At 65.1% G+C, this 18,612-nt stretch carries 21 protein-coding genes, 2 tRNA genes and 1 other RNA gene; 6 read left to right on the forward strand and 18 right to left on the reverse strand.

Annotated elements, in window-relative coordinates:
- Window positions 1-65: 65 nt before the first annotated feature.
- On the reverse strand, window positions 66-275 hold the full coding sequence (locus A7D17_RS01910) for a (2Fe-2S)-binding protein (RefSeq protein WP_064507553.1): 210 nt from the start codon (window positions 273-275) through the stop codon (window positions 66-68).
- An 80-nt stretch (window positions 276-355) separates the two neighbouring features.
- Window positions 356-973, reverse strand: coding sequence for an RNA pyrophosphohydrolase (locus A7D17_RS01915; RefSeq protein ID WP_029218614.1), 618 nt, complete (start codon window positions 971-973; stop codon window positions 356-358).
- A gap of 118 nt (window positions 974-1,091) precedes the next feature.
- Between A7D17_RS01915 and A7D17_RS01920 the strand changes: the two genes are divergently transcribed.
- Both A7D17_RS01920 and A7D17_RS01925 read left to right on the forward strand, forming a co-directional pair.
- Window positions 1,092-1,168: transfer RNA gene (locus A7D17_RS01920), tRNA-Met, on the forward strand.
- 52 nt (window positions 1,169-1,220) lie between these two features.
- Window positions 1,221-1,295: transfer RNA gene (locus A7D17_RS01925), tRNA-Gln, on the forward strand.
- Window positions 1,296-1,761: 466 nt separating this feature from the next.
- Here A7D17_RS01925 and rpsI read toward each other — a convergent pair.
- Both rpsI and rplM read right to left on the reverse strand, forming a co-directional pair.
- Window positions 1,762-2,154 (reverse strand): 30S ribosomal protein S9, encoded by a 393-nt coding sequence (gene rpsI / locus A7D17_RS01930; RefSeq protein WP_005990700.1) that lies wholly within the window; start codon window positions 2,152-2,154, stop codon window positions 1,762-1,764.
- Window positions 2,155-2,156: 2 nt separating this feature from the next.
- A complete protein-coding gene (gene rplM / locus A7D17_RS01935) occupies window positions 2,157-2,585 on the reverse strand; it encodes a 50S ribosomal protein L13 (RefSeq protein ID WP_003483082.1) in 429 nt (142 codons plus the stop codon).
- Between the two features lie 181 nt (window positions 2,586-2,766).
- On the opposite strand from rplM, the gene coq7 reads away from it, so the two are divergent.
- Complete coding sequence (gene coq7 / locus A7D17_RS01940) at window positions 2,767-3,420, forward strand: 2-polyprenyl-3-methyl-6-methoxy-1,4-benzoquinone monooxygenase (RefSeq protein ID WP_064507554.1); 654 nt, start codon at window positions 2,767-2,769, stop codon at window positions 3,418-3,420.
- A 492-nt stretch (window positions 3,421-3,912) separates the two neighbouring features.
- On the opposite strand, the gene A7D17_RS01945 is transcribed toward coq7, so the two are convergent.
- Both A7D17_RS01945 and speD read right to left on the reverse strand, forming a co-directional pair.
- A complete protein-coding gene (locus tag A7D17_RS01945) occupies window positions 3,913-4,227 on the reverse strand; it encodes a DMT family transporter (protein WP_064507555.1) in 315 nt (104 codons plus the stop codon).
- Between the two features lie 165 nt (window positions 4,228-4,392).
- Window positions 4,393-5,187, reverse strand: coding sequence for an adenosylmethionine decarboxylase (gene speD / locus A7D17_RS01950; RefSeq protein WP_005990692.1), 795 nt, complete (start codon window positions 5,185-5,187; stop codon window positions 4,393-4,395).
- A 137-nt stretch (window positions 5,188-5,324) separates the two neighbouring features.
- Here speD and crp point away from each other — a divergent pair, with 137 nt between their 5' ends.
- The gene (crp, locus tag A7D17_RS01955) at window positions 5,325-6,017 is read left to right on the forward strand and encodes a cAMP-activated global transcriptional regulator CRP (RefSeq protein ID WP_029218612.1); all 693 of its coding nucleotides are present in this window, start codon (window positions 5,325-5,327) and stop codon (window positions 6,015-6,017) included.
- A gap of 376 nt (window positions 6,018-6,393) precedes the next feature.
- Here the strand turns inward: crp and A7D17_RS01960 are convergent, their stop codons facing one another.
- The 11 genes from A7D17_RS01960 to rpe form a co-directional block, all read right to left on the reverse strand.
- A complete protein-coding gene (locus tag A7D17_RS01960) occupies window positions 6,394-7,110 on the reverse strand; it encodes a haloacid dehalogenase-like hydrolase (RefSeq protein ID WP_064507556.1) in 717 nt (238 codons plus the stop codon).
- A complete protein-coding gene (gene trpC / locus A7D17_RS01965) occupies window positions 7,103-7,900 on the reverse strand; it encodes an indole-3-glycerol phosphate synthase TrpC (RefSeq protein WP_064507557.1) in 798 nt (265 codons plus the stop codon). The genes A7D17_RS01960 and trpC overlap by 8 nt, the downstream gene beginning before the upstream one ends.
- 137 nt (window positions 7,901-8,037) lie before the next feature.
- Window positions 8,038-9,075 (reverse strand): anthranilate phosphoribosyltransferase, encoded by a 1,038-nt coding sequence (gene trpD / locus A7D17_RS01970; RefSeq protein ID WP_064507558.1) that lies wholly within the window; start codon window positions 9,073-9,075, stop codon window positions 8,038-8,040.
- A gap of 119 nt (window positions 9,076-9,194) precedes the next feature.
- Window positions 9,195-9,827, reverse strand: coding sequence for a flavin reductase family protein (locus A7D17_RS01975; protein WP_064507559.1), 633 nt, complete (start codon window positions 9,825-9,827; stop codon window positions 9,195-9,197).
- Between the two features lie 199 nt (window positions 9,828-10,026).
- The gene (locus A7D17_RS01980) at window positions 10,027-10,605 is read right to left on the reverse strand and encodes an anthranilate synthase component II (protein WP_064507560.1); all 579 of its coding nucleotides are present in this window, start codon (window positions 10,603-10,605) and stop codon (window positions 10,027-10,029) included.
- A gap of 10 nt (window positions 10,606-10,615) precedes the next feature.
- Window positions 10,616-11,398, reverse strand: coding sequence for an SIMPL domain-containing protein (locus tag A7D17_RS01985; protein WP_064507561.1), 783 nt, complete (start codon window positions 11,396-11,398; stop codon window positions 10,616-10,618).
- A 5-nt stretch (window positions 11,399-11,403) separates the two neighbouring features.
- On the reverse strand, window positions 11,404-12,492 hold the full coding sequence (locus A7D17_RS01990) for a threonine aldolase family protein (protein WP_064507562.1): 1,089 nt from the start codon (window positions 12,490-12,492) through the stop codon (window positions 11,404-11,406).
- Complete coding sequence (gene trpE / locus A7D17_RS01995) at window positions 12,492-13,967, reverse strand: anthranilate synthase component I (protein WP_064507563.1); 1,476 nt, start codon at window positions 13,965-13,967, stop codon at window positions 12,492-12,494. The genes A7D17_RS01990 and trpE overlap by 1 nt, the downstream gene beginning before the upstream one ends.
- A 514-nt stretch (window positions 13,968-14,481) precedes the next feature.
- Window positions 14,482-15,411, reverse strand: coding sequence for a lipid kinase YegS (gene yegS, locus A7D17_RS02000; RefSeq protein WP_064507564.1), 930 nt, complete (start codon window positions 15,409-15,411; stop codon window positions 14,482-14,484).
- 247 nt (window positions 15,412-15,658) lie between these two features.
- Window positions 15,659-16,150: a GNAT family N-acetyltransferase gene (locus tag A7D17_RS02005; RefSeq protein WP_064507565.1), complete on the reverse strand. Its 492-nt coding sequence runs from the start codon at window positions 16,148-16,150 to the stop codon at window positions 15,659-15,661.
- Window positions 16,147-16,848 (reverse strand): ribulose-phosphate 3-epimerase, encoded by a 702-nt coding sequence (rpe, locus tag A7D17_RS02010; RefSeq protein WP_193395299.1) that lies wholly within the window; start codon window positions 16,846-16,848, stop codon window positions 16,147-16,149. The genes A7D17_RS02005 and rpe overlap by 4 nt, the downstream gene beginning before the upstream one ends.
- A gap of 284 nt (window positions 16,849-17,132) precedes the next feature.
- On the opposite strand from rpe, the gene A7D17_RS02015 reads away from it, so the two are divergent.
- Together A7D17_RS02015 and A7D17_RS02020 are read left to right on the forward strand one after the other, a co-directional pair.
- Window positions 17,133-17,972, forward strand: a complete 840-nt coding sequence (locus tag A7D17_RS02015) for an outer membrane protein (protein WP_064507566.1) — start codon at window positions 17,133-17,135, stop codon at window positions 17,970-17,972.
- A 61-nt stretch (window positions 17,973-18,033) separates the two neighbouring features.
- A non-coding RNA gene (locus A7D17_RS02020) (sX9 sRNA) lies at window positions 18,034-18,111 on the forward strand.
- Between the two features lie 126 nt (window positions 18,112-18,237).
- Here the strand turns inward: A7D17_RS02020 and A7D17_RS02025 are convergent.
- Window positions 18,238-18,567 (reverse strand): J domain-containing protein, encoded by a 330-nt coding sequence (locus tag A7D17_RS02025; protein WP_005990661.1) that lies wholly within the window; start codon window positions 18,565-18,567, stop codon window positions 18,238-18,240.
- Window positions 18,568-18,612 lie beyond the last annotated feature (45 nt).

Here is an 18,612-nt window from a genome sequence, read left to right on the forward strand (position 1 = left end):
GTCGCAGGCCGTTGTAACAGGCCACGCGCTGCCCATCTGACGGGCAGCGCGCCGTGCGCAGCAACTCAGGCGGCGCTGGCCAACCCCAGCAGCGGCAGCGGCAAAGCACGCGTTGCGTGTGCCTGGCTCAGCAGGTCGGCCGCCATGTCCAGGCAGGACCCGCAGTTGGAACCGCAACCGGTCCGCATGGTCAGCTCGGCCAGGCTGGCGCAGCCGTTCTCGGCCGCTTCGCGGATCTGGTGGTCGGTGACCCCATTACAGATGCAGACGTACACGGTATCGGTCGGGTGCTGGCGATCCGGAGAGGACCGGCACTGATTGCACCGCAAACGAGAATAGGTGTCAATTCCAAACGTTAATCATTATTAATCCGGGCCTGCCGAGGTCCGCCCCGCTTGCGTGGGCGCTTGCGCGGGCTGTCGTGACCGGCCGCGCTGCTGCCCGGCAACCACGCCTCCAGCGCACGCTGCGGCATCACTCCGACCGCAGCCGGCCCCGCCAGATTCTGCGCCAGCGGTGCCAGATGGCGGAGCGCACGCGCGTAGACGCCGCGCTTGAACATCACCACGTGCTCGACCGGATACCAGAAATCCACCCAGCGCCAGTGATCGAACTCGGGTGTATCGGTGTGGTCGAGCCTGAGATGGGATTCGTCGCCGGTGAACTGCAGCAGGAACCAGACCTGCTTCTGGCCAATACACACCTGCCGCTCGTTGCGGCGCACCGCCCGGCTCGGCAGGCGATAGCGTAGCCACCCGGGGGTGGCACCGAGCAATTCCACATGCTCGGGCAACAGCCCGGTTTCTTCGCGCAACTCGCGGTACATGGCTTCAACGGGGGTCTCGTCGGTGTTCATGCCACCTTGCGGGAACTGCCAGCCGTCCCTGCGCACACGACGTGCCCAGAACACCTGACCGTCCTTTCGCATCAGCACAATGCCGACGTTTGGCCGGAAACCGTCCGGATCGATCACGATGCGGACTCCTGAAAATCTACTGTCACCGACTCTGCCACGGCGACGGCCGGCTCACAAGCTGAAAACGAAATACTTGACAACACCCAGGCGCATCGCGAGAATTGCCGGCTCCCTAGGCTATGTAGCTCAGCCGGTTAGAGCACAGCACTCATAATGCTGGGGTCGGTGGTTCGAGTCCACCCATAGCCACCATGGTATTCAGGCCTGCACAGGCGTGCGATACTCTGGGACAACACGTTTTTATTGCCCCGTCGCCAAGCGGTAAGGCACCTGACTCTGACTCAGGCATTCGGTGGTTCGAATCCATCCGGGGCAGCCAGACACCAAAGGTCCGATCGAAAGATCGGGCCTTTTTTGTTGCCCACGATCCACCCTGGCTGGATCGAATCGCAGCGCGACAGCCATTCAGCGCCCAACCCATCCCCGACGAGACATGGCCAGGCACCGCGCGCGCCTGCAAACCGGATTGATCCCGCATCGGACAACCGGCGCACACCAGATTCCATCAATGGCGCACCCTGCACCCGCGGCAACGGCAACGGCACCGCCATGCGCGACGAGGCGCATCCACCGACAGCCCGCGTGATAAAGCCCGTGAGCGGTGCCGCTTCAGTGCAGCCCGCGCAGCCACTGCTGCCCACAAGCAATCGCATGACCCTGCCCGGATATGTCACCGATGGAGAACGGGCACGCGCATCGCGAGCCCCAGAACGACAAAAGCCCGGCAATGCCGGGCTTTTGCAGCGATTGCCCCCGGAGAACCAGAGCAATGCGAACGCGATGGATCAGCGCTTGGAGAACTGGGTGGCGCGACGGGCCTTGTGCAGACCGACCTTCTTACGCTCGACTTCACGAGCGTCGCGGGTCATGAAGCCAGCCTTGCGCAGCTCGGACTTCAGGGTTTCGTCGTACTCGACCAGCGCACGGGCGATGCCCAGACGGATCGCACCGGCCTGGCCGGTGGTGCCGCCGCCGGAAGCGGTGACCAGGATGTCGAAGCTTTCGGTGTTCTTGGTGAGCTCGAGCGGCTGACGCACGATCATGCGCGCGGTCTCACGGCCGAAGAACTCATCCAGCGGACGGTCGTTGACGGTGATCTTGCCAGTGCCCTTGCGCAGGAACACGCGAGCGGTGGAGGACTTGCGGCGGCCAGTGCCGTAGTTTTGCGTGATAGCCATGATTAGATATCCAGAACTTGCGGCTGCTGGGCGGCGTGCGGATGCTCGGCACCCGAATAGACCTTGAGCTTGCGGTACATGGTGCGGCCCAGAGGGCCCTTCGGCAGCATGCCCTTGACGGCGATTTCGATCACGCGCTCCGGGTGGCGCTGCAGCGCCTGCTCCAGGCTCTCGGTCTTCAAGTTACCGATGTAGCCGGTGAAGCGGTGATACTTCTTGTCTTTCAGCTTGTTACCCGTGACGACGATCTTCTCGGCGTTGATCACCACGAGGTAATCGCCGGTATCGACGTGAGGGGTATAAACCGGCTTGTGCTTGCCGCGCAGGCGGCGGGCCAGTTCGGTGGACAGACGGCCGAGCGTCTTGCCGGCGGCGTCGACGAGATACCAGTCGCGCTGGACGGTCTCGGACTTGGCGGTGAACGTAGTCATGAGAAAACTCTTGAGTGGTCGGGCGGATTGCAGCGGCAATGACCGCTGGAACTTTGCCACGCGTTGTGAAGGCGAAACAGAAGAGGCGGGATTGTACGGGACAGCCCGGGGCGGCGCAAGTTGACCAGCCAGGCAGCGGCTGGCGGTTGGCAGCGGCGCGGTCGAAGGCCAGAATCCGGACATGACCCAGACCTCCCCTATCCGACTGCAGAACCCACTCGACCGGCTGCTGATCGAAGCCCAGCGCGCGCTGGAAACGGTATTCGGCAACCCGCCCGCGCAGCGCCCCAACCCCGCTGCCGACACCCCGGACGCCGAATTGACGGCCCCGCAACGTGAGCATGCCGCCGGGCTGATGCGCATCAACCACGTTGGCGAGGTCTGCGCGCAGGGCCTGTACTTCGGCCAGGCCGCGGTCGCCCGCGACGCCCATACCCAGCAGCACCTGCTCGAAGCGGCGCAGGAAGAGACCGACCACCTGGCCTGGTGCGCCGACCGCCTGCATGAGCTGGACAGCCGCCCCAGCCTGTTCAACCCGCTCTGGTACGCCGGCAGCTACGCGCTCGGCGCACTGGCCGGACTGCGCGGCGACGACTGGAGCCTGGGCTTCGTGGTCGAAACCGAGCGTCAGGTGGAAGCCCACCTGGACGAGCATCTGGAAACCCTGCCGGAGATCGACCAGCGCAGCCGCGCCATCCTGCGCGTGATGAAGATCGACGAAGCTCGCCACGCCGACCACGCAGAACAGGCCGGCGCCCGCATCCTGCCCCCTCCGATCCCCAGTGCCATGGCCCTGGCCTCCAAGCTGATGAAGACGGTGGCGTACCGGCTCTAGGTCGGGAATCGGGAATCGGGAATCGGGAATTGGGAATGGGGAATGGGGAATGGGGAATGGGGTGCGGGGTGCGGGCTGCAGGAGCGCAGGCTCGGCAGCCAACCTGCAGACACAGCAGGATGGAACCCACCAAGGCGCAGGCCGAAAGTGACCGCACGCTACTCCCGATATCCAGGCAGACATCCGGAAACACCGCCTTACACGGCACAGCGCAAAAGGCGCCCAGGCAGCAGCGCAGGACAGCAGCACCCCACTCGGCCCACCATCACTCCCTGGAGCAGAGCCCCCTTTGTTAAGGGGGCGCTCCAAAGGCGCGGGGATAGGGAGCCGAGAAGTTGGGGCCCAAGGTCGCGTCGCAAATTTTGAGGGCACGCCCGTTTTGGCGGACGTGGCACGGCCAAAGGCGCGGAAGATAGGAAACTACGAAGTCGGGGCCCAAGGGTTACGTAGCAACCCTTGGGACGCAGGCCTGCGAAGCAGGGCTAGCTACGACTACGACACCAGCTTCAATCCAATCACACCCCCCACGATCAGCCCGATGCAGGCCAGCCGCGACCACGAGGCGCTGTCGCCGAACAGGGCGATGCCGGCGATGGTCACGCCCAGCGCGCCGATGCCGGTCCAGATCGCATAGCCGGTGCCGACTGAAATGGTCTTCAGTGCCTGGGTCAGGAACCACAGGCTGATGCCGGCCATGCCGATCGTCAGCACGGTGGGCCACAGTCGCGTAAAGCCGTCGCTGTATTTCAGGCCCATGGCGAAGCCGATTTCGAACAGGCCGGCCAGTACGAGATAGATCCAGGGCATTGCGGTACTCCTCAACAGAAAAAACGGACAAAAAAAAAGCGACCCAGTGTCTGCACACTGGGCCGCCGTCGGCTGTGGAACGCGAGGTCATCGCGTGGCGGGCCGTCCCGCCTTGCATCTTGAGCCTACCTGCAAGCAGGTAGGCCGGCACGTCGTTCGCTGCGCTTATTCGCTCAGGTTGCGTCCGTGGAACAGCTCTTCGATCTCGCGCTTGAGCAGCGTCTCGATCTTCATGCGCTCCTTGAACGACAGGTTCTTGGCACGCTCCTCGAACAAATATTGGTCCAGATCGAAGTCCTTCAAGTGCATCTTGGTGTGGAAGATGTTTTCCTGATAGACGTTCACGTCGAACATCTCGTAGCGCGACTTCACGTTCTTGGCGAGGAAGTGCTGGATCGAGTTGATCTTGTGGTCGATGTAGTGCTTCTTGCCCTTCACATCGCGGGTGAAGCCACGGACGCGGTAGTCCATGATCACGATGTCCGACTCCAGACTCTCGATCAGGTAGTTCAGCGCCTTCAGCGGCGAGATGACGCCACAGGTGGCAACGTCGATGTCGGCACGGAAGGTGGCGATGCCTTCCTGCGGATGCGTCTCCGGGTATGTATGGACAGTGATATGACTCTTGTCCATATGAGCAACCACGGCGTCGGAGATCAGCTCCTTGCCGGCCTGCTTCTTGTCGATCACCGGCTCTTCGGAGATCAGGATCGTCACCGATGCACCCTGCGGATCGTAGTCCTGGCGTGCGATATTGAGGATGTTGGCGCCAATGATCTCGGCCACATCGGTCAGGATCTGCGTCAGACGATCGGCGTCGTACTGCTCATCGATATACTCGATGTAGCGCTGACGCTCCTCTTCGGTACGCGCGTAACAGACGTCGTAGATGTTGAAGCTCAACGCCTTGGTGAGGTTGTTGAACCCCTGTAGCCTCAGGCGAGGCAACGGCTTGACCACGTCGGTCTGTCCTTTTGGAAGGCGGGAAAGGAGTCAATTATGAGCCAAAGATCCCAGCAACGAAATGCCGTCATTGAGAATGGTTTACCTTGCATGACTCATGCCGTTAAGCTTCAGGAATTACACGCGGAACTACCATGAGCCCAGGAAACACGACGGTTGTGACTACGACGGTACGTAACGCTACCCCTTCTCTGGCGCTGGACGCGGGCACGATCGAGCGTTTTCTGGCCCACAGCCACCGCAGGCGCTATCCGACCCGGACCGATGTGTTCCGGCCCGGAGACCCGGCCGGCACCCTCTACTACGTGATCAGTGGCTCGGTGAGCATCATTGCCGAGGAAGATGACGATCGTGAGTTGGTGCTGGGCTACTTCGGCAGCGGCGAGTTCGTCGGCGAGATGGGGTTGTTCATCGAATCCGATACCCGCGAAGTGATCCTGCGCACCCGCACCCAGTGCGAGTTGGCAGAGATCAGCTATGAGCGCCTGCAGCAGCTGTTTCAGACCAGCCTGTCCCCGGATGCCCCGCGAATCCTTTACGCCCTAGGTGTTCAGCTTTCAAAACGACTGCTCGACACCACAAGGAAAGCCAGCCGCCTGGCCTTCCTGGACGTGACCGACCGCATCGTGCGCACCCTGCACGATCTGTCCAAGGAGCCCGAGGCAATGAGCCACCCGCAGGGCACCCAGCTGCGCGTATCGCGGCAGGAGCTGGCACGCCTGGTCGGTTGCTCGCGCGAAATGGCCGGACGCGTGCTCAAGAAGCTGCAGGCCGACGGCCTGCTGCACGCACGCGGCAAGACCGTCGTGTTGTACGGCACGCGCTAAGTGGCTGAAGACCAACGGTCGATGCGGTTGCCGCATCGACCGTTTGTTCGATCGCGGTCATCTTTTGATCGCAATCCTCTCTGGAACGCGCCTCGCGACCTCATGCGTGGCCGTGGCCAGCGGCAACTTAAAGCCGGTGAACACGCCTTGAGCTTCAAGCACACGCCGGTAGGCACACCTTTGCGAGGCAGCCCCAGTCCGGCTCGCTGCCTGGACTCCTGCGCGTGGCCGGCCGGTCTGCAGATACTCTCCGCCCGCTGCGCGGCAGATGTGTCGCCGCTTGCACTAGTGTGCCAATCTCGGCACTTGCGCCCGTTTTGACACCGATCTGCGTGTCGTCGCGACTTCCGCACCTGCCCCAAGGCGCCAGCGCGGTCTAGAGCGCCTTGCCACCGCGGTCGCGGCAACCCCAGTTGAGGATCGGCGTGCCCGCCGGCAGCACCTGACGGAACAGGTCCTCGCGATTGGCCTTGGGATTGACCACCACCGGTGCGCGCGCAGCTTTCAGCAGCGGCAGGTCCGCGGTGCTGTCCGAATAGGCGATGGCGATGTCGGCATAGCCGCGCTCGCGCAGCATGCGCATCTTTTCTTCGTTGTGGCAGTGGCGCCGCGCAGTGACCGCGCCCAGGCGCGGGCCGACCAGGCTGCCGATCACCGGCACGTCCTGATGCGCCACGAAGCCAAGAATGGCGCGCGCCAGCTCGGGCGGTGCGCCGGTAGCGACCACCACGCGGTCGCCTGCGGCGCGATGCTCGGTGAACACCTTCAGCGCATGCGGCAGCAGGCGCTGCCGGATCTGCGCCTCATGCTTGAGCACGTAGGCATCGATGAAGCGGTTGAACTCACGCGCGCGATGCAGGCCGAAGGTGGCAATCCAGACATAGCCGGACACACCGCGGCGGCGGGTGGGCAGCATGGCCACCATCGGGCCCAGGATCGGCGAGGCCAGCAGCGCCACCAGCAGGCGCAACGGGTTGCGCTTGATTAACCAGGCAAACAGGTGGCTGCCGGAGTCACCGTCGTACAGGGTGTGATCGAAGTCGAAGACCACCAGCGGTGCGTCTTCGCGCGGGGCAGGAAACGAGTCAGTCATGCGCAAAGAATAGCTGACGCAAGGACTCCCCCGGCTCGGCCGCGCGCATGAAGGTCTCGCCGACCAGAAACGCGTTCACACCATTGCGGCGCATCAATTGCACGTCGTCGGGGGTGACGATGCCACTTTCGGTGACCAGGATGCGATCGCGCGGCACCGCCGCGCGCATGTCCAGCGTGGTCTGCAGCGAGACCTCGAAGGTGCGCAGGTTGCGGTTGTTGATGCCGATCAGCGGCACCGGCACCTGCACCGCGCGCTCGAGCTCGTCGATATCGTGCACTTCCACCAGCACATCCAGCTCCAGCTGCATGGCCAGACCGGACAGCTCGGCCAGCTGCGCATCTTCCAGCGCCGAGACGATCAGCAGGATGCAGTCGGCTCCGAGCACACGCGCTTCGTAGACCTGGTACGGATCCACGGTGAAATCCTTGCGCAGCACCGGCAGCGTGCAGGCATCGCGCGCCTGCCGCAGATAGGCATCGGCGCCCTGGAAGAAGTCCACGTCGGTCAGCACCGACAGGCAGCTGGCGCCGCCGAATTCGTAGCTGACCGCAATATCGGCGGGATGAAAATCGGGCCGGATCACGCCCTTGGACGGGCTGGCCTTCTTCACTTCGGCGATCACGGCCGCGTCGCCGGCCGCGATGCTGGCCTGCATGGCCGCGGCAAAGCCGCGGGTGGGCGGCAGATCGGCGCAACGTGCGACCAGCTCGGCCAGCGGCACGCGCGCGCTGCGCTCGGCGACTTCTTCGGCCTTGCGGGCAAGGATGGTATTGAGGATGTCGCTCATCGTGTGGGGTCCTGGCGGGCGGGCATTATCGGTCAAGAGGGCCATGGCGCGCTGCGCTGGCGCGCCAGCGCACGCGGGTAACGGCGGATGGCAAGGATGCCACCGCTCCCACATCTAGCCGTTGCCCCAGCGCGCGATCACGCCTGCGCGGCGATCTGGCGGGTGAAGGCCACATAGGCCTCTAGCCTGGCGCGGGCCGAGCCATCGGCCAGCACGGCCCGCGCACGCGCGACACCGTCGGCAATGCTGTCGGCCACGCCGGCCACATACAGCGCAGCGCCGGCGTTGAGCGCGACGATGTCCAGTGCCGGGCCGGGGATGTTGTCCAGCACGTGCAGCAACATCGTGCGCGATTCGGCCGCATCGGCCACCTTGAGGTTGCGGCTGGCCGACATCGCAATGCCGAAGTCTTCCGGGTGCACCTCGTACTCGCGCACCTGGCCATCGCGCAGTTCGCCGACCAACGTGCCAGCGCCGAGCGAGAGCTCGTCCATGCCGTCGCGCCCCCACACCACCAATGCACGCTCGGCGCCCAGCTCCTGCAGCACGCGCGCCTGGATACCGACCAGATCCGGGTGGAACACGCCCATCAGGATACTGGGCGAGCCGGCCGGGTTGGTCAGCGGCCCGAGGATGTTGAAGATGGTGCGCACGCCCATTTCGCGACGCACAGGGGCCACCACCTTCATGGCCGGGTGATGCACCGGCGCATACATGAAGCCGATGCCGGTCTGCGCCAGCGATGCGGCCACCTGCTCGGGCTGCAGCTCGATCACTGCGCCCAGCGCCTCCAGCGCATCGGCGCTGCCGGATTTGGATGACACGCTGCGATTGCCGTGCTTGGCCACCTTGGCACCGGCAGCGGCGGCAACGAACATCGCGCAGGTGGAGATGTTGAAGGTGTGCGAGCCATCGCCGCCGGTGCCGACGATATCGACCATGTGCCGGCGATCGCTCACCTCCACGCGGCGCGAGAACTCGCGCATCACGGTGGCAGCGCCGGCGATCTCGCCGATGGTCTCCTTCTTGACCCGCAACCCGGTGAGGATGGCGGCGACCATCATGTCCGACACCTCGCCACGCATGATCTGCCGCATCAGCTCGACCATTTCGTCATGGAAGATTTCGCGGTGTTCGATGGTGCGTTGCAGGGCTTCTTGCGGGGTGATGGGCATGGGACGACCGTGGGGAACATAAAGGAGGAAAGGGCGTGCGGCAGTGGATCAGCTTGCGCCAGTGACCCGCATGCGTCGTGCGCTGCAGACATGGACAAATGCGAACCCTGCCAACGGATTCATTGACCCGGGCGCTGCATCCGGAAGCGCGCCTGCGGCAGCACTTCGAAATAATCTGCCGGGCCACCGGCCCGCAGAATGGTCTGCACCCTGGCCGGGTCGTAGACGCCGTCATCGAGCGCGGCATGCGCAAGATGCACGCCTACCACTTCGCCAAGCACCAACCAGGTTTCCACGGCCTGACCGCTTGCGCTGTGCAGCTGCAGCAGCTGACTCAACCGGCACTCGAAACTGACCGGGCTTGCCGCGACACGCGGCGCATCGATCACCCGCGACGGCGCCATCTGCAACCCTGCGAGCGCGAACTCGTCGACCTCCGACGGCACCATCGCCGCGCTTGCGTTCATCGCCTCGGCCAGCGGGCGCGTGGCCAGATTCCAGGTGAACTGGCCGGTCGCTTCGATATTACGCAGGCTGTCCTTGCGCCCGATGCTGGCAAAACCGACGATCGGCGGGGTGTAGTTGAAGGCGTTGAAGAAGCTATACGGCGCCAGATTGGCGATGCCCTCGGCGCTGCGCGAGCCGATCCAGCCGATCGGGCGCGGGCCGACGATGGCATTGAACGGGTCGTGCGGCAGCCCGTGGCCTTGCGCCGGTTCGTAGAAGTGCATGCTGTCATTGGACGTGTTCATCGCGAAGCGACCTTGGGTAATTGCGAGGCACGCAGGCCTTGCTCGGCGAGGCAGCGATGTCTGCATGCGGCAGTGAAGCCGTCAGCGATCCACTGCGCCTTGCGCTGTCGGCAGCCGTGCCGGCGCCGGTACCGCGCCCGTGCATGGATGCCGATGCAGGCCGCGCCGCTGGCGGAAACATGCATCGCGCGCATCGCGATCAACGCTCCAGGAAGTTTTTCAGCAGGGCATGCCCGTGCTGGGTCAGGATCGACTCGGGATGGAACTGCACGCCTTCCACCGGGAATTGGCGATGGCGCAGGCCCATGATTTCTTCCATCGAGCCATCCGGATTCTCGGTCCAGGCAGTGACTTCCAGCGCATCCGGCAGCGTGGTCTTGTCCACCACCAGCGAGTGGTAGCGCGTGGCCTCGTAGCTGTCCGGCAGGCCGGCGAACACGCCCTTGCCCTCGTGGCGGATCGGCGAGGTCTTGCCATGCATGATGTTGCCGGCGCGGATCACATCGCCGCCGTAGACCTGGCCGATGCTCTGGTGCCCCAGGCACACGCCCAGGATCGGCGTGGTCTGGCCCAGCCGTTTGATCAGCTGCAGCGAAATGCCTGCCTCGTTGGGCGTGCAGGGGCCAGGCGAAATCACGATGCGCTCGGGCTTGAGCGCAGCGATCTCATCGACGCTCATCGCATCGTTGCGCACCACCGTGACCTCGGCACCCAGCGCCTGCAGGTACTGCACAAGGTTGTAGGTGAAGCTGTCGTAGTTATCGAGCATCAGCAGCATGGCAAGGGACTCATTGCGCGATCAGGAAGACCGCATAGATGTTTTCGGTGTAGGTGATGGTGCCGGTCAGCAGGCTTTCGCCCACGCCCTGCACGCCAGCGGCCGGCGCAGGCGGCGGCGGTGGGGCCGGCGGCGATGGCGGAGAGACCACCGAACCCGGCCTTGGCGCATTGGGCGCCGACCAGGTGCCTGCTTCGACACCGTAGGCAAAGCTGGGGGCAACATCGGAGATGCTGTAGATCCCGCCAAGCCGCACACCGTAGGCGGCGGCAAGCCCCTGCGCAGATTCGCGCGACTGCGTGGCGGCTTCGCGCTTAAGTTCTGCACGCAGGGCGGCGGCATCGGCGTAGCCGGTCTGCATCGACAGCACCTGCACGTTTTCGTTGGCATCCAAGCCACCAAGGAAGGCACGCACATCCTTTAAAGATGTAAATGTGCCGCGGATCTTGCGCTCCACCCGGGTGCCCTCGAAGACGGACTTTCCCGCCTCATAACGTGACTGCGGCGCGATCGACAACGCGGAGGCATACAGCGAATCCTTCAGCACATGGTTGCGTTGCAATCCGTCCAGGACCACGCGTGCGCGCTCCTCCACAAACTTGCGCGCCAGATCCGGCTGTAGTTCGGTCTTGCTAACCTTGAGATCGATGATGAACCGGTCCGGATCAACGGTGCGGAATGCCTGCCCTTTCACCAGCAAATGCGGTTGCGATGGCAAGGTATTGATCTGCGCCGATGCCATCGCGGGCCACAGCAGAGCGCCAGCGAGCATCCAACCTGCGAGTCTTTTCATTGTCATCATCCTTGTGCCCTGGAAACGGCCCTGAGTGTGGGATCTCGCAAAAGTGCCGCCACATCCGCACACAGGCGATCGACCGCATCGGCCGTGGTCGCCCACGATGTGACGAAGCGAATGACCAGGCGCCCATCGCTGCGCGTTTCCCAGCGTTCGAAGTCGTAGCGGCGTGCGATCTGCTCGGCCTGCTGGGCGGTGACGGCAATGAATTGCTGGTTGGTCGGCGAGTCGCTGGTGAATTCCACGCCCGCTGCCAGCAGGCCGGCGCGCAGGCGCTGCGCCATGGCGTTGGCATGTGCGGCCAGTTCGAAGAACAAGCCGTCTTCGAATAACGCCGCAAATTGCGCGCCGAGCACCATGCCCTTGGCCAGCAGCGCGCCACGTTGCTTGATGAGGTAACGCAGATCGGCCTGCAAGGCGGGGTTGATCACGACCAAGGCTTCGCCGAGCAGCGCACCGTTCTTGGTGCCACCGATGTAGAACGCATCGGTGAGCGCGGCAATGCCCGGCAGATCCAGATCGTTGCCGGTGGCGGTGAGCGCTGCGCCCAGCCGCGCGCCATCCAGATACAGCAGCAGATCGCGTTCGCGACAGAAGCGCGACAACGCTTCGAGCTCGGCACGCGTGTAGATGGTGCCGCTTTCGGTGCTGTTGGAGAGATAGACCAGCCGCGGCTGCACCATGTGCTCGTTGCTATGCACCGCAAGCACTGGCTGGATCAATGCCGGCGTCAGCTTGTCGTGCAGCGCCGGGACGGTGAGCACCTTGTGGCCGGTGGCTTCGATGGCACCGGTCTCGTGGGTGGCGATGTGCCCGGCTTCGACCGCAATCACCGCCTGATGCGGGCGCAGGAACGCGCTGATCGCAATCAGGTTGGTCTGCGTGCCGCCCACCAGCAACTGCACGGCGGCCTGCGGCTGCGCGATGGCGCCGCGAATCAATGCCGCAGCACGTTCGCTATGCCGATCGGTGCCATAGCCGCCGTTCTGCTCGGCGCTGGCCTGCGTCAAGGCCTGCAAGACGCGCGGATGCGCGCCTTCGCTGTAATCGTTGCGAAAGCTGATGCGCGCAGCGCTGCCCTGCCCGTCCATCACAGCCCCTTGGCGGCCTGAGCGACGGCGCGAAACAGCGCCCGGCCCTTGTTCATGGTCTCCTGCCATTCCAGGTCCGGATCGGAGTCGTAGACCACGCCGCCGCCGGCCTGCACGTACAGATAGCCGTCCTGGATCACCGCCGTGCGGATCGCAATCGCAGTGTCGGCATCGCCGTGCCAGCCGATATAGCCGACCGCGCCGGAGTAGACGTTGCGCTTGACCGGCTCCAGCTCACGGATGATTTCCAGCGCGCGGATCTTCGGTGCGCCGCTGACGGTACCGGCCGGGAAGGTGGCGCGCAGCACGTCGCTGTAATTGAGGCCGGCCTTGAGCGTGCCGGTGACCTCGCTGACGATATGCATGACGTGGCTATAGCGTTCGATGACGAACTGCTCGCCCACCTTGACCGTGCCCGGTTCGGCGACGCGACCGACATCGTTGCGGCCCAGATCGATCAGCATCACGTGCTCGGCGCGCTCTTTCGGGTCGGCCAGCAATTCTTCTTCCAGCGCCTTGTCCAGCTCCGGCGTTGCGCCGCGCGGGCGGGTGCCTGCAATGGGCCGCACCGTGACCACGCCATCGCGCAGGCGCGCCAGGATTTCCGGCGACGAGCCCACCACCTGGGTGCCGCCGACATCCAGAAAATACATGTACGGCGAGGGATTCAACGCACGCAAGGCGCGATACACATCCACCGGACGCGCACGGAACGGCACCCGCAACCGCTGCGAGGGCACCACCTGGAAGATGTCGCCGGCGCGCACGTATTCCTGTGCCTTGCGCACTACCGCGTGGTACTGCTCGCGGGTAAACGAGGAATGGAAATCCGATTCGTCGATGGCGTCGGAAATCTGCGCCTGCGGATAGCCGGCGCCGCCCTGACGCAGGCGGTGCGCCAGCTCGTCCAGTCGGCGGTTGGCGCGCACATAGGCCTGCGGCTGACGCGGGTCGGCATGCACGATCAGGTACAGCCGGCCCTTGAGGTTGTCGAACACCGCCAGCTCTTCGGAGAGCATCAGCAGGATGTCGGGCGTGCCCAATTCGTCGGGCTTGTCGCCAGTGCCCAGGCGCGGCTCGATGTACTGGATGCACTCGAAGCCGAACCAGCCGACCAGCCCACCAGTGAAGCCGGGCAGGCCATCGAGTTGCGGCACCGAATGCTCGGCACGCAGTGCATCCACTTCGGCCAGCGGTTCGGCGACCTGCCGGGTGTCGATGACTTCGCCGTGTTCGCTGACCTCCAGCGTGTGACCGCGGAAGCTGTACACGCGCCGTGCCGGCAGGCCGATGATGGAATAGCGCCCGAAGCGCTCACCGCCTTCGACAGACTCAAACAAATAGGTGTAGGCGCCGTCGGCGAGCTTCAGATAGACCGACAGTGGCGTGTCCAGGTCGGACAGCACTTCGCGGACAACGGGGATACGGGTGTGACCTTCAGCGGCCTGGCGCTGGAACTGCTCTGCAGTGATCAAGACGACTTTCCTTCCGGGACTCTGTGGCGGGGCGGACGACGGCAACGGGCCACCATCGCCACCAGCGGCGAGCGGAAGAGAAGGAGCGTGGGGTCGTCAGGCGGGACACGCGACTACTGTAGCGCAACTGCACGCCCAGGGCAGCAGCCTGGGGCGAACACGGTTCGAATTGCGAAAACGGGCTTGGAGTTGTCCGGTGCGTCGTTTGCGCATTGATTGACGTCAGAGGCGGGCAACATGCGTCTTGCTGCCTGGCCGGGGATTGGCGTCGTGCGCCGCAGGAGGTTTTACGTTGGAGCTCGGGTCATGGCGGCGGCTTGAATGGCGGCGCAGGGACCCTCACCCCAACCCTCTCCCTCGGCGAAAGAGGCTTTCAGCCGCATGCTGCCGTCGCTCCGATTGTGACGCCGCTACTGCGCCTCTACCGGCGTTGACATGCATACACAAACCAAGGCAACCGCATACCGACGCAGCCTGTCACGCTCTTCCGATTCCCGATTCCCGATTCCCAGCCTCACCCACCAATCAGCGGACACTCTGCGGGCAAATGCATCCGCAACCGCGCCGGCACGCAGTCGATGCGGAACTGCAACGCGGTCTCCGGCTCGCCGTCCAGGTTCAGCGTGAGCGGCTGATGCGAAGCGATCTCCAGCCACGGCAGCCGGGCGCGCACGGCCACCCGTTCGAGCGCCGCCTGCTTGCCGCTGGTCACCAGGGTGCCGAGCGTGGCGGCTACCTCGCCGTTGAGTGCGGGCACGATGGTGACGTCGAGCAAGCCATCGTCGATCAGCGCATCCGGGCACAGCGCCTGGCCCCCACCGGCCTGGCGCCCGTTGCCCAGGCCAAGCGCGATGAACTCGCCTTCCCAGCTGAAGTCCGGGCCGCTGAAGCGTGCGCTGATCGGGTCGATCCGGCCCAGCCGCGACATGCCGGTGATCAGGTAGGCCAGCCCGCCGAGCATCTTCTTCAGGCCTTCGTCGGTTTCCACGGTGACCTGGGTGCCGAACCCGCCACTGGCAACATTGGCACACCAGTGCGGCCCGTGCGCGGTGTCCAGCCGCAGCAGGTCGATCGCCTGCGCCGGGCGGCTGGCGATCAGATCGAGCGCGTCGACGGGTTCGATGGGGATGTTCGCGGCCGTGGCGAAGTCGTTGGCGGTGCCCAGCGGCACCAGGCCCAGCGAGGGCAACGTGGCGGCATCGCCCTGGTGATGGGCAAGCGCGGCGGCCACTTCGCTCAGCGTGCCATCCCCGCCAGCGGCCACCACGGTGTGCACGCCGTCGGCCACTGCTTCGGCGACATAGCGCTCGGCGTCGCCTTCTTCCCAGGTGACCCGTACCTCCAGCTGGACGCCGCGCTCACGCAGGCTGCGCACCGCCTGGCGCACGTCCTCGTTGTCGGTGGACTTGCCGTTGAGGATCAATCGCCAGTGGGACGGAGCCATGCGCACTGCCGATGATGGAATAAGGGTGATGGGAGGCTAGCAGCGGGTGGATGCGTGAATCGTGAATACGCGCACTGCCCTGGCTGTCATGCCTGTGTCATCGCCGACCCGGAGCATGGAAGGCCATAGCAGGGACGACGGGCGGAGGCAGGATCAGCCTCCAATTTTCTTGAAGGCCGCTCCGCTGGGGCGGCCTTCCTTTTGTCGGGCAGTTGCACGGCGCCTGAGCGCAGTGCAGCGTCTGCGCTCAGGCGCCTGCGGCAAAGGCTGCCAGTCGTTCGCCATCGAGCCGGTACACCGTCCAGCCATCCATCGGGCGGGCGCCAACTGCCTGGTAGAAGTCGATCGCCGATTGATTCCAGTCCAGCACCGACCACTCGAAACGTCCGCAGCCACGTTGTACGGCCAGCTGCGCCAGATGCCGCAACAGCGCCAGGCCCGCCCCCTTGCCACGCGCCTGCGGGCGCACGAACAGGTCTTCCAGATACAGGCCGTTACGGCCCAGCCAGGTGGAGTAATTGAAGAAATACACCGCAAATCCCAATGCCTGGCCGTCCTGCTCGCAGATCAGCGCATGCGCGGTGGCGCCGTCGCCGAACAGGCTGGCGCGCAGATCGTCCTGGGTGGCCGTGACCGCAGCGGGCTCACGCTCGTAGACCGCCAGCGCGGTGATCAACTCGTGCAGCAACGGCACATCGTCTGGCGTGGCCGTGCGGATCTGCGGCGTTGCCGGACTCATCGCACTGCGTCCACCGCCGCGCGCATCTGCGCGATCACCTGCGCGTAGTCGGGCGCGTTGAAGATGGCCGAGCCGGCCACGAAGGTGTCGGCGCCGGCGGCGGCAATCGCGCCGATGTTGTCGGCCTTGACCCCGCCGTCGATCTCGAGCCGGATCGGCTTGCCCGTCGCATCGATCTTGCTGCGGATTGCGCGCAATTTATCCAGTGCCGAGGGGATGAAGGCCTGCCCGCCGAAGCCGGGATTGACCGACATCACCAGCACCAGATCCAGCTCCGGCAGCACCCAGTCCAGAATATCCACCGGGGTGGCCGGATTGAGCACCAGGCCGGCCTGGCAGCCGTGCGATTTGATCAGCTGGATGGTGCGGTGCACGTGGCGGCTGGCTTCGGGGTGGAAGCTGATGGTGGTGGCACCAGCCTCGGCAAAGTCCGGCACGATGCGGTCCACCGGCTCCACCATCAGGTGCACATCGATCGGCGCAACGATGCCGTGCTTGCGCAGTGCCTGGCAGACCATCGGGCCGATGGTGAGATTGGGCACGTAATGGTTGTCCATCACATCGAAGTGCACCCAGTCGGCGCCGGCCTTCAGGACGTTGTTCACTTCTTCGCCCAGACGGGCGAAATCGGCGGACAGGATGGACGGGGCGATTGCCGTCGGTTGCATGGGCAGCTCGGGAAAATGCAGGAGCCCCATTGTCGCAACCAGGGACCGGCGAGGAAAGCCGAGCCCGGCCGGGAGTTTGACCCAACCATCGCATGGACGGCAGGGACCAGCCTTGCCCGGCATCCAGGCGAGTCAGGAGTAGCGGCGCAGGGGCATCTCGCCCAAGTCCGCATCGTCCACGTGGCGCCTTGGCGTCCGTCCGACGGCATCCGCACGGACGCGCGCGTCGCAAAACGCGAGCGCCGGTGCATCCGTAGCGGACGCGAGCGCGTAGGTACCAGACCGGCGCGCCGCGCCAGATGCAAGGAGACCGCATGAAAACCACCCCGCTCGCTTCCGCCGCTCTCGTCCTGCTGGCCCTGGCCCCTTCGGCCTGGGCACAAACCGGCCCTGCCGATTGGTCCGGCTTCTCCGTTGGCGCCAATGTTGGCGGCGCCGATCCTGCCGGCGTGTCCGGCGGCCGTTTCGGCTTCGATACCAACCTGGACGGACGCGACGGCGACCAGGTCAGCGCCGCCACCGGCGCCGATGCGTTCTCGCCAGGTTTCTGTGGCGGCGCGGCGGCCGGGCGCACGCCCGCCAGCGGTTGCAGCAAGGACAAGGGCGGCGCCGAATACGGGGCCCGGCTGGGCTACGACTGGCAGGCTGGCAACTGGGTCTATGGCGTGGTGGCCGAGTACACCCGCAACGACATCCGCGACAGCGTCAGCGCCTTCAGCACCACGCCTGCGTTGTACACCTTCACCCGCCAGCTCAATCGCACCGCCGCATTGCGCGGCCGGGTCGGCTATGCCTTCGGCGAGCAAGGCGATTACCTGGCCTACTTCACCGCCGGCGTGGCGCGCGGGGAGTTCGACCACAGCTTTGCCAGCAGCAACACCGCCAACAGCTTCACCGGCAGCGGCGGCGACAGCGCCGATGGCTACCAGGCCGGCGTCGGCCTGCAGCGTCGCTTGAGCGACCATGTCTCGGTAGGTGTGGAATACCTGTTCACTCGCCTGCAGGACGAAGACACCCGCGTCCGCGTCGGGCCGGGCACCGCGCCGGCGACCAACCCGTTCCTGCGGGTCAACCCGGCCGGCACCGACCTGCGTCGCACCGATACCGACTTTTCGACCAATGCAGTGCGGCTGACGGCAACGTATCGCTTCTAAGCGCAGCTAACAAACCTACTGCGCTCACCGCCAGGCGGGCGCGGCCGGTGCCCGGTGCGGCATGTACCACGCGTACACCCCGCTTCCTCCGCGCCGTCCGCCCCCCCCCCTGACGACTGTTCGCTACGTTTTGTTAGCCGTCCTAATGCCGGGCTAACGGCAGCGCTACCTGGGGTAGGCCCGGGTGGCGCTGTGTGTGGTTGAGGATGCGCGACGGACCTGCGTGCTGCCAATGGTGAATGCGCAACGCGCAAGCGCCACCCAATCAGCGCTTGCGCAACCGCTGGATGCGGTCGTAGGCGGCGTTGATCTGGCTGGCCTTCTTTTCTGCCTGACGGCGCGCCTCCGGCTCGGCGTTGGCCACCTTGTCCGGGTGGTAGCGCGACATCAGCCGGCGATAGGCCAGATCGATCTCGGCCGTGGTGGCATCCGGCTCCAGTCCCAGGGCTTCGTACGGGTTTTCCGCGCGCCGCTTGAACCAGCCCGCGTCCACGGCGTGCCCGATCGCCAGGCCGATCATCAGCCCCACAAATGGCGCGCCGCGGAACAGCAAGGCGCCGGCCAATGCGCCGAGCAGTTTTCCGTACCAGGACATGAGCGATCGGGAGCGGCAAGGCGGGCTGGCGATCTTACCCGAACC

The sequence above is a fragment of the Xanthomonas floridensis genome (assembly GCF_001642575.1).
In the GTDB taxonomy this organism is placed as follows: domain Bacteria; phylum Pseudomonadota; class Gammaproteobacteria; order Xanthomonadales; family Xanthomonadaceae; genus Xanthomonas; species Xanthomonas floridensis.

Excerpts from the sequence above, each read along its gene's own strand:
- rpsI (WP_005990700.1), bottom strand. The coding sequence starts at position 2,154 with ATGGCTATCACGCAAAACTACGGCACTGGCCGCCGCAAGTCCTCCACC.
- rplM (WP_003483082.1), bottom strand. The coding sequence starts at position 2,585 with ATGACTACGTTCACCGCCAAGTCCGAGACCGTCCAGCGCGACTGGTAT.
- coq7 (WP_064507554.1), top strand. The coding sequence starts at position 2,767 with ATGACCCAGACCTCCCCTATCCGACTGCAGAACCCACTCGACCGGCTG.
- A7D17_RS01945 (WP_064507555.1), bottom strand. The coding sequence starts at position 4,227 with ATGCCCTGGATCTATCTCGTACTGGCCGGCCTGTTCGAAATCGGCTTC.
- crp (WP_029218612.1), top strand. The coding sequence starts at position 5,325 with ATGAGCCCAGGAAACACGACGGTTGTGACTACGACGGTACGTAACGCT.
- A7D17_RS01960 (WP_064507556.1), bottom strand. The coding sequence starts at position 7,110 with ATGACTGACTCGTTTCCTGCCCCGCGCGAAGACGCACCGCTGGTGGTC.
- trpC (WP_064507557.1), bottom strand. The coding sequence starts at position 7,900 with ATGAGCGACATCCTCAATACCATCCTTGCCCGCAAGGCCGAAGAAGTC.
- trpD (WP_064507558.1), bottom strand. The coding sequence starts at position 9,075 with ATGCCCATCACCCCGCAAGAAGCCCTGCAACGCACCATCGAACACCGC.
- A7D17_RS01975 (WP_064507559.1), bottom strand. The coding sequence starts at position 9,827 with ATGAACACGTCCAATGACAGCATGCACTTCTACGAACCGGCGCAAGGC.
- A7D17_RS01980 (WP_064507560.1), bottom strand. The coding sequence starts at position 10,605 with ATGCTGCTGATGCTCGATAACTACGACAGCTTCACCTACAACCTTGTG.
- A7D17_RS01985 (WP_064507561.1), bottom strand. The coding sequence starts at position 11,398 with ATGAAAAGACTCGCAGGTTGGATGCTCGCTGGCGCTCTGCTGTGGCCC.
- A7D17_RS01990 (WP_064507562.1), bottom strand. The coding sequence starts at position 12,492 with ATGGACGGGCAGGGCAGCGCTGCGCGCATCAGCTTTCGCAACGATTAC.
- yegS (WP_064507564.1), bottom strand. The coding sequence starts at position 15,411 with ATGGCTCCGTCCCACTGGCGATTGATCCTCAACGGCAAGTCCACCGAC.
- A7D17_RS02005 (WP_064507565.1), bottom strand. The coding sequence starts at position 16,150 with ATGAGTCCGGCAACGCCGCAGATCCGCACGGCCACGCCAGACGATGTG.
- rpe (WP_193395299.1), bottom strand. The coding sequence starts at position 16,848 with ATGGGGCTCCTGCATTTTCCCGAGCTGCCCATGCAACCGACGGCAATC.
- A7D17_RS02015 (WP_064507566.1), top strand. The coding sequence starts at position 17,133 with ATGAAAACCACCCCGCTCGCTTCCGCCGCTCTCGTCCTGCTGGCCCTG.
- A7D17_RS02025 (WP_005990661.1), bottom strand. The coding sequence starts at position 18,567 with ATGTCCTGGTACGGAAAACTGCTCGGCGCATTGGCCGGCGCCTTGCTG.